Source organism: Citrobacter sp. Awk 4 (genome assembly GCF_028069725.1).
In the GTDB taxonomy this organism is placed as follows: domain Bacteria; phylum Pseudomonadota; class Gammaproteobacteria; order Enterobacterales; family Enterobacteriaceae; genus Citrobacter_D.
The window spans coordinates 19825-29582 of record NZ_JANEWG010000051.1 but is presented as its reverse complement, the minus strand read 5'-3'; the positions used below and the strand labels follow the sequence as shown (position 1 = coordinate 29582).

Annotated in this window: 8 protein-coding genes; 4 read left to right on the top strand and 4 right to left on the bottom strand. The window is 51.5% G+C overall.

The window, feature by feature from the left end; all coding sequences use genetic code 11:
• The first annotated feature begins 410 nt into the window (after positions 1-410).
• Entirely contained in the window at positions 411-1628 is a 1218-nt protein-coding gene (gene alaA / locus NNO04_RS18075) for an alanine transaminase AlaA (protein ID WP_162383085.1), read from the top strand.
• A gap of 90 nt (positions 1629-1718) precedes the next feature.
• Positions 1719-2318 carry a 5'-deoxynucleotidase gene (yfbR, locus tag NNO04_RS18070; RefSeq protein WP_271445851.1) on the top strand — a complete coding sequence of 200 codons (600 nt, stop codon included), beginning with the start codon at positions 1719-1721 and terminating at the stop codon, positions 2316-2318.
• Positions 2319-2370: 52 nt separating this feature from the next.
• On the opposite strand, the gene NNO04_RS18065 is transcribed toward yfbR, so the two are convergent.
• The 4 genes from NNO04_RS18065 to yfbV form a co-directional block, all read right to left on the bottom strand.
• Positions 2371-4203 carry an SLC13 family permease gene (locus NNO04_RS18065; RefSeq protein ID WP_271445850.1) on the bottom strand — a complete coding sequence of 611 codons (1833 nt, stop codon included), beginning with the start codon at positions 4201-4203 and terminating at the stop codon, positions 2371-2373.
• Between the two features lie 77 nt (positions 4204-4280).
• A complete protein-coding gene (locus tag NNO04_RS18060; protein ID WP_271445852.1) occupies positions 4281-4958 on the bottom strand; it encodes a sugar phosphatase in 678 nt (225 codons plus the stop codon).
• Positions 4951-5445, bottom strand: a complete 495-nt coding sequence (locus NNO04_RS18055) for a YfbU family protein (protein WP_162383089.1) — start codon at positions 5443-5445, stop codon at positions 4951-4953. The genes NNO04_RS18060 and NNO04_RS18055 overlap by 8 nt, the downstream gene beginning before the upstream one ends.
• Before the next feature lie 84 nt (positions 5446-5529).
• A complete protein-coding gene (yfbV, locus tag NNO04_RS18050; protein ID WP_162383090.1) occupies positions 5530-5985 on the bottom strand; it encodes a terminus macrodomain insulation protein YfbV in 456 nt (151 codons plus the stop codon).
• A 337-nt stretch (positions 5986-6322) separates the two neighbouring features.
• On the opposite strand from yfbV, the gene ackA reads away from it, so the two are divergent.
• Both ackA and pta read left to right on the top strand, forming a co-directional pair.
• On the top strand, positions 6323-7525 hold the full coding sequence (gene ackA / locus NNO04_RS18045; RefSeq protein ID WP_192612905.1) for an acetate kinase: 1203 nt from the start codon (positions 6323-6325) through the stop codon (positions 7523-7525).
• 75 nt (positions 7526-7600) lie between these two features.
• Positions 7601-9742, top strand: coding sequence for a phosphate acetyltransferase (gene pta / locus NNO04_RS18040; protein WP_271445849.1), 2142 nt, complete (start codon positions 7601-7603; stop codon positions 9740-9742).
• The last annotated feature ends 16 nt before the right edge of the window (positions 9743-9758 follow it).

The following is a 9758-nucleotide window of genomic DNA, read 5'->3' as shown; positions in this document are numbered from 1 at the left end:
ATTAATAAACACAGTATTCATTAATTATACTTAACAATAGATTCACACCCTTAAGTTCACCGAACACATTTATAACAGTCACGCGCTGCAAGCTTTCAGTGTTTACGAAATATTTACCTGCAGGAGGTCTACAGAGAACGCTGTTCGATACAAAAATAGATTATTTTTTAACAAAACAAAACACCAACAACCACGCCAACATAAAGAATTATGCTCCATTAAATTCATACTTCATAAAATATAAACCCAATAAATTAGCATCAATAAAGTCATTAACAGCACATTCATACGCCCGATACTGACAAAATCTTCTACTGCAGACCCTTCAAAACTCACCGTCGTGGGAGTACATTGTTCCGTGCTGACTTCCACGGCAGGGAGTGGCGATAACAGCTAAAAGGTCAAGATTCATGTCCCCTATTGAAAAATCCAGCAAATTAGATAACGTCTGTTACGACATCCGCGGCCCGGTTCTGAAAGAAGCAAAACGTCTGGAAGAAGAAGGCAATAAAGTTCTGAAACTGAACATTGGCAATCCCGCGCCTTTTGGCTTTGAAGCGCCCGATGAGATTCTGGTTGATGTCATCCGTAATTTGCCAACGGCGCAAGGATATTGCGACTCAAAAGGTCTCTACTCTGCCCGTAAAGCGATTATGCAGCATTACCAGGCTCGCGGAATACGCGATGTCACTGTAGAAGATATCTATATTGGTAACGGCGTTTCTGAGCTTATCGTTCAGGCAATGCAAGCGTTGCTGAATAGCGGAGATGAAATGCTGGTGCCAGCGCCCGACTATCCGTTGTGGACGGCGGCCGTTTCGCTTTCAAGTGGCAAAGCAGTACATTACCTTTGTGATGAATCTTCTGACTGGTTCCCGGACCTTGATGATATCCGCGCGAAAATTACTCCGCGCACCCGTGGTATTGTTATCATCAACCCCAACAACCCCACCGGTGCCGTTTATTCCAAAGAGTTGCTGATGGAAATTGTTGAGATTGCTCGCCAGCATAATCTCATCATTTTTGCCGACGAAATTTACGACAAAATTCTCTACGATGACGCCGAGCACCATTCCATCGCCGCGCTGGCGCCGGACCTGCTAACGATCACCTTTAACGGCTTGTCCAAGACCTATCGTGTGGCTGGGTTCCGTCAGGGCTGGATGGTTCTGAACGGACCGAAGAAACATGCGAAGGGGTATATCGAGGGTCTGGAGATGCTGGCGTCAATGCGTCTGTGTGCAAACGTACCAGCGCAGCACGCGATTCAAACCGCATTAGGCGGATACCAGAGCATTAGCGAATTTATCATGCCCGGTGGACGCCTTTATGAACAGCGTAACCGCGCATGGGAATTGATTAATGATATTCCCGGTGTTTCCTGCGTGAAACCGCGTGGCGCACTGTATATGTTCCCGAAAATTGATGCAAAACGCTTCAACATTCATGACGACCAGAAAATGGTGCTCGATTTTCTGTTGCAGGAAAAAGTACTGCTGGTTCAGGGAAGCGCATTCAACTGGCCATGGCCGGATCACTTCCGCATCGTGACGCTGCCACGTATTGACGATATTGAGATGTCACTCAGTAAATTTGAGCGTTTCCTGTCGGGTTATCACCAGGCTTAAGGCCCCATCTGAAATTGGCTGCCGGTATTTGCATCCGGCAGCTTTCTCTGCGCAAAATGACCTTCAGGTTGTCATGATGAACAGGTCCCTATGAAGCAGAGCCATTTTTTTGCCCATCTTTCCCGCCTCAAACTCATTAACCGCTGGCCGCTGATGCGTAATGTCCGCACGGAAAACGTCTCCGAACATAGCCTGCAAGTTGCCATGGTCGCTCATGCGCTGGCTGCCATTAAAAATCGTAAATTTGCCGGTCAGGTCAATGCAGAACGTATTGCACTGTTAGCAATGTATCACGATGCCTCTGAAGTCCTGACAGGCGATCTGCCTACTCCGGTCAAATACTTTAACTCACAGATCGCGCAGGAATATAAAGCCATTGAAAAGATCGCTCAGCAAAAGCTGGTCGATATGGTGCCTGAGGAGCTACGTGATATTTTCGCGCCGCTGATTGATGAGCAAACCTACAGCGAAGAAGAAAAATCAATTGTTAAACAGGCCGATGCGCTGTGCGCTTATCTGAAGTGCCTGGAAGAGTTGTCCGCTGGCAACAATGAATTTTTGCTGGCAAAAGCGCGTCTGGAAAAAACGCTGGAATCGCGCCGCAGCGAAGAGATGGACTACTTTATGGATGTGTTCGTGCCAAGCTTCCACTTATCTCTGGATGAGATCAGCCAGGACTCTCCGCTATAAGAGTTGCCGGATAAGACGCCGTAAACGTCTTATCCGGCAACGCGACACAAAATCAGAACGGAAACAGCATCGGTATCATTAGCACACATACCACCATCACGATGATGGTGAACGGCACACCCAGCTTCACAAAGTCACTGAAGCTGTAGTTCCCCGGTCCCAAAACCAGCGTATTGACCGGCGACGATACTGGCGTCATGAAGGCCGCTGATGCCGCCATCGCGATCACCATGGCAAAAGGATACGGCGAAACGCCCATTGACTTCGCCGCCGCCAGCGCAATGGGCGCCATCAGCACGGCCGTCGCAGTATTAGAAATAAATAATCCAATGCTGGCACACATCACAAACAGGCAGGCCAACATCATATACGGACCGTAACCGCCCCCAACGTCCATCAATCCTTTCACCACCAGATCGACACCGCCGGTTTTTTGCAGCGCCAGCGCAAAAGGCATCATACCGACAATCAGGATGATGCTCGGCCAGTGAATGGCTTTATAGGCGCTTTCTGCGTCAATGCAGCGAAACTTACCCATCAACAGGCAGGCGATAATGGCGGCGACAGGATTAGGGATCTCATCTGTCAGCATCAGGGCCACCATCAACACCAGACAGAAAATCGCATGCGGCGCCTGGCTATGCGCCGGTGAAGCCTCGCTGACCTCCTCTGGCATGTTGAGAACCACAAAATCGCGCCCCTGCTGCGCCAGCAGGCTTATCTGTTTCCAGTTTCCCACCACCAGAATAATATCGCCCGTCAGCAACGGTTCATCTACCACCGCCCCTTCCATCGCAACACCATCACGTTTCAGCCCCACAATATTCAGGCCGTAGCGTGTACGAAAAGCCATTTCGCGAACCGATTTACCAATTAATTCTGATTCAGGGATCAACGAAATCTCTGCCATCCCGACATCCAGCGCCTGATCGGAAAAATATTCCCCACGCAGGATCATCGGCTCCAGCAATTGCTCGCTGCAAAACTGACGGAGATCGACCTCAGCAGCCGACATATCGATCAGTAATACGTCGCGGGCACGAAATTCCGATACCCCATTAACATTGACGATCACTCGCCGAAAACGCCGCCAGCGCTCCACGCCAATGACGTTTGCGCCATAGCGCTCGCGCAATTTCAGGTCGTCCAGACGCTGTCCCACCAGCGGAGAACCCGGACGAATAGCAAGACGGCGGGCACGCCCAGCCAGGCGATACTCTTTGATTAAGTCACGAAAGGTACGCCGCTTCCACCCCTCACGGTGCTGCCCGGGCATATCGCCTTTGAGCATGAAACGCATCAGCAGCATATAGATGATCCCAAGAACCAGTACCACCAGTCCTATCGGCGTCACGCTAAAGAAGTTAAAGCCGTGTAACCCTTCGCGCAGCAATTCGCTGTTGACCACCAGGTTAGGGGGGGTGGCAACCAGCGTCATCATCCCACTAATAAGCCCGGCAAAACTAAGCGGCATCATCAAACGCGAAGGTGACGTCTGCATACGCATTGACACGCTTAACACCACAGGAATGAAGATCGCAACGACGCCCGTTGAGCTCATAAACGCGCCCAGACCGGCTACGGTAATCATCAGCAGCACCAGCATTTTGACTTCACTGCTACCGGCCATTTTTACCAGCCAGGTTCCCATGATGGTCGCCACGCCAGTGCGCACCAGACCGTCACCGATGATAAATAAGGCGGCAATCAGGATAACGTTAGGATCGCTAAAACCAGAAAACGCTTCAGTGATGCTCAGCGTTCCACTCAGAATAAAAGCCACAATGACCAACAAAGCAACGGCGTCCATACGAACTTTGCCCGTCGCAAACAGGATAACGGCGATCGCCAGTAAGGAGAGGACCCATATCAATTCACCGTTCACAACATATCCTTGTGTAATGAGGGGTATCGACTGATTCTGCCATAAAAAAGCCCCGGCTGGGCGGGGCTAAATCATGATCAGGTATGTCTGAGAACCACGACATTTCCGTTGGGTTGTTTGTTCACGGAAATCTGCTCAAGGCTATTCAGGGAAAAATCAACTTCATCAAGACGAGGAGTCGTTTCTGGCGCATTCACCGCAATAACGTGACAACCTGCGGCCAGACCGGAAAATATCCCGGCCGGCGCATCTTCAACCACGGTGCATTCATGCGGCGAGAGTCCGAGCAACTGTGCGCCCAGCAGGTACGCATCAGGTTCCGGCTTGCCTCTTTTTACCCGTTCAGCCGTGACAAAGACTTCCGGAACAGGGAGTCCCGCCGCCTTATGACGAGCACGCGCGACCGGCATGGAGCCAGACGTGACAATCGCCCAGGGGACCCCGGCTTTATTGAGGTGATTCAGTAATGCAATCGCGCCAGGCAGAGCGACAATTCCGGCGGTATCGGTGGCCTCTATTTGTTCCAGACGCGAAAATTCAGCCGCAATCTCCGATTCAGACTTACCCGGCATAAAGTGTCTTAGCGAGGTGATCGCCTGTTTGCCGTGTATAAAGCCCAGCACGTCATCGTGATTGAGCCCAAAACGATCAGCCCAGTTGCACCACGCTCGCTCTACGGCGGGCAATGAATCGACCAGCGTTCCATCCAGATCAAACAGAAAACCTTTGCACTGCACACTGACCCCCTCAGGCATTAATGATTTGATTAATTTCATTCGCGCTCAGGTGATACTGACGTGGGCAAGAATGCCAGACATTCAGCATGCGTTGATACTTCTCCCACATCGGTGTCTGAGCATTAAAACCATGCGTGCCCGCATCAAAATGAGTATAGCGCCCTTCCACATTCACCATAAAGCGAACATAGCCGAGGTAACGCGCTTCCGTTGCCGCGTCAAAACCGAGGAACGTGACACGACGTTCATCAATAGATTGCGCGTCTTTCAGGTTAGTCCAGGAAACATGGAGTGCGTGATACATTTCCATAATATCGATCACCGTACGGCAGGTTTCTTCGGTCAACTCGCCAAACTCACGATCCAGCTCACGCATCTGCAAACCATAACCACGTTCAATAATCGTCTGTATACGGCGATAGCGTTCGGCGTTGCTCGGGTCGAGCATGGTCATCATTTTGTACTGGTTAGACAAAATAAGACGTTGAGCGTTAGTCATTTCCATTTTGGGACTCCTGTATCACTTCTACTACGGTGAAAAAAAAGAAGGCATCTTATGCCTTCTTTTATATGCGTAATCAGGGGTCAATTACAAATCATCAAGGAAAGTTTTATCCAGTTGTTTGAAGGCGCGCTTAAGCGTGTCAGCTAATGCCTGGTAATCAGGCTTACCTTCTACCGGCGCCAGCGCCTGTCCGGCTTCCTGTAATTTACTGCGGACCTCGTAAAACCAACTCAAAATTGAGGGCGGCAGTGGTGTTACGGAGCGTTTACCCAGCCACCATAAACCCTGCATCGGTAAACTGAGTGCGAACAAAGCGGTCGCCACAGCAGGGCCGAGTTGCCCTCCCAGCGCGATTTGCCAGCACAGCGTAAACACCGCGATGGGCGGCATAAAGCGAATGGCGTAACGCGTCATCCGGATCACGCGATTCTCGACAAAAACAGGTGCGAGTCGCTTTTCCATTGGCCACGTCTTTGCGTAGTGCTGCCCCCGGCGAAACAAACTAAAAAAATTTACGGAGCGATTATCCGGTGTCGACATGGCTTTACCTCAACTTCACATACAAAAATTAAAATATTTGTGCAAAACAACAACTGCAGGGAACAACGTTCAAAACATTTTGTCTTCGATACCCACAATCAGGTATCCTGTGTCGGCCTGTATGGTCAGTAGTACAAAATTATTGAGTCGTCAAATTTACATACAGTATGCCATTGGCTGAAAAATACGCAAAATGGCATAGACTCAAAGGTATTTCTTCCATCATGCAAAAAAGATAATTGAGCATGATGTTAATCATAAATGTCAGCGTCATCATGCGCTACGCTCTATGGCTCACTGACGTTTTTTTAGCCACGTATCATAAATAGGTACTTCCATGTCGAGTAAGTTAGTACTGGTTCTGAACTGCGGTAGCTCCTCACTGAAATTTGCAATCATCGATGCAGTTAATGGTGAAGAGTACCTTTCTGGTTTAGCCGAATGTTTCCATCTCCCAGAAGCACGTATCAAATGGAAAATGGACGGCGGCAAACAAGAAGCGGCTTTAGGTGCAGGCGCCGCTCACAGTGAAGCGCTGAACTTTATCGTTAATACTATTCTGGCACAAAAACCAGAACTGTCTGCGCAGTTGACTGCTATTGGTCATCGTATCGTACACGGCGGTGAGAAGTATACCAGCTCCGTGGTTATTGATGACTCCGTTATTCAGGGCATCAAAGACTCTGCCTCTTTCGCACCGCTGCATAACCCGGCTCATTTGATCGGTATTGCAGAAGCGCTGAAATCCTTCCCGAATCTGAAAGACAAAAACGTTGCCGTGTTTGACACCGCGTTCCATCAGACTATGCCGGAAGAATCTTATCTCTATGCCCTGCCGTACAGCCTGTACAAAGAGCACGGTGTTCGCCGCTACGGCGCACACGGCACCAGCCACTTCTTCGTGACTCAGGAAGCGGCAAAAATGCTGAACAAACCAGTTGAAGAACTGAACATCATCACTTGCCACCTGGGCAACGGTGGTTCTGTTTCTGCAATCCGTAATGGTCAATGTGTCGATACTTCTATGGGTCTGACCCCGCTGGAAGGTCTGGTAATGGGTACGCGTTCCGGTGATATCGACCCGGCGATTATCTTCCACCTGCACGACACCCTGGGCATGAGCGTTGACGCAATCAACAAAATGCTGACCAAAGAGTCTGGCCTGCTGGGTCTGACCGAAGTCACCAGCGACTGCCGTTACGTTGAAGACAACTACACCACCAAAGAAGACGCTAAACGTGCAATGGACGTTTACTGCCACCGTCTGGCGAAATACATCGGTTCTTACACTGCGCTGATGGATGGTCGTCTGGACGCCGTTGTCTTCACCGGTGGTATCGGTGAAAACGCCGCGATGGTTCGCGAACTGTCTCTGGGCAAACTGGGCGTGCTGGGCTTTGAAGTTGATCACGAGCGCAACCTGGCTGCCCGTTTCGGCAAATCTGGTTTCATCAATAAAGAAGGTACCCGTCCTGCGGTGGTTATCCCAACCAACGAAGAGCTGGTTATCGCGCAAGACGCGAGCCGTCTGACTGCCTGATTTCACACCGCCAGCCTTGCTGGCGGTGCTGTTTTGTAACCCGCTGAAACCGGCGGTAACGAAAGAGGATAAACCGTGTCCCGTATTATTATGCTGATCCCTACCGGAACCAGCGTCGGCCTGACCAGCGTCAGCCTTGGCGTGATCCGTGCTATGGAACGTAAAGGCGTTCGTCTGAGCGTCTTTAAGCCAATCGCTCAACCGCGCGCCGGTGGCGATGCGCCAGACCAGACCACGACCATCTTACGTGCAAGTTCTTCTGTACCAGCGGCAGAACCGCTGAACATGAGCTACGTAGAATCTCTGCTCTCCAGCAATCAGAAAGATGTGCTGATGGAAGAGATCATCGCGAACTATCACGCGAACACCAAAGATGCAGAAGTCGTTCTGGTTGAAGGTCTGGTACCGACCCGTAAACATCAGTTTGCTCAGGCGCTGAACTTTGAAATCGCGAAAACGCTGAACGCGGAAATCGTGTTTGTCATGTCTCAGGGCACCGACACGCCGGAACAGCTGAACGAGCGTATTGAACTGACTCGCAGCAGCTTTGGCGGTGCCAAAAACACCAACATTACTGGCGTTATCGTTAACAAACTGAACGCACCTGTTGACGAGCAAGGCCGTACTCGCCCGGATCTGTCCGAGATTTTTGACGACTCTTCCAAAGCGAAAGTGGTTAAAGTTGATCCGGCTAAATTGCAAGAATCCAGCCCGCTGCCGGTTCTCGGCGCAGTGCCATGGAGCTTCGACCTGATCGCAACGCGTGCAATCGACATGGCGCGTCATCTGAACGCTACCGTGGTTAACGAAGGCGATATCAACACGCGTCGCGTGAAGTCTGTCACCTTCTGTGCGCGCAGCATTCCGCACATGCTGGAACACTTCCGCGCAGGTTCTCTGCTGGTGACTTCCGCTGACCGTCCGGACGTGCTGGTTGCAGCATGCCTGGCCGCGATGAACGGCGTGGAAATCGGCGCCCTGCTGCTGACTGGCGGCTACGAAATGGACGCGCGCATCACCAAACTGTGCGAACGCGCTTTCGAAACTGGCTTGCCGGTATTTATGGTGAACACCAACACCTGGCAGACTTCTCTGAGCCTGCAGAGCTTCAACCTGGAAGTCCCGGTTGACGATCACGAGCGCATCGAGAAAGTTCAGGAATACGTGGCTAACTACATCAACGCTGACTGGATCGAGTCTCTGACTGCGACCTCTGAGCGTAGCCGTCGTCTGTCTCCGCCAGCGTTCCGCTACCAGTTGACTGAACTGGCGCGTAAAGCCGGTAAACGCGTTGTGCTGCCGGAAGGTGATGAACCGCGTACCGTTAAAGCAGCCGCCATCTGTGCTGAACGCGGTATCGCAACCTGCGTACTGCTGGGTAACCCGGATGAGATCACCCGCGTTGCCGCCTCTCAGGGCGTTGAACTGGGTGCCGGCGTAGAAATCGTTGACCCGGATGTGGTTCGCGAAAGCTATGTTGCTCGTCTGGTCGAACTGCGTAAAAACAAAGGCATGACCGAAACCGTTGCCCGCGAACAGCTGGAAGACAACGTCGTTCTCGGTACCCTGATGCTGGAACAGGACGACGTTGACGGTCTGGTTTCCGGTGCCGTTCACACCACCGCGAACACCATTCGTCCGCCGCTGCAGTTGATCAAAACTGCGCCGGGTAGCTCCCTGGTGTCTTCTGTGTTCTTCATGCTGCTGCCGGAACAGGTTTACGTTTACGGCGACTGCGCGATCAACCCGGATCCGACCGCTGAACAGCTGGCAGAAATCGCGATTCAGTCTGCTGACTCCGCGAGTGCCTTCGGTATCGAACCGCGCGTGGCAATGCTCTCCTACTCCACCGGCACTTCTGGTGCAGGTAGCGATGTAGAGAAAGTACGCGAAGCGACGCGTCTGGCGCAGGAAAAACGCCCAGACCTGATGATCGATGGTCCGCTGCAGTACGATGCCGCTGTTATGGCTGACGTTGCGAAGTCAAAAGCGCCGAACTCTCCGGTTGCAGGCCGCGCTACTGTGTTCATTTTCCCGGATCTGAACACCGGTAACACCACCTACAAAGCGGTACAGCGTTCTGCCGACCTGATCTCCATCGGGCCGATGCTGCAGGGTATGCGCAAGCCGGTGAACGACCTGTCCCGTGGCGCGCTGGTTGACGATATTGTCTACACCATCGCTCTGACCGCGATTCAGTCTTCACAGCAGCAGTAATATCTCGCCGGATAAT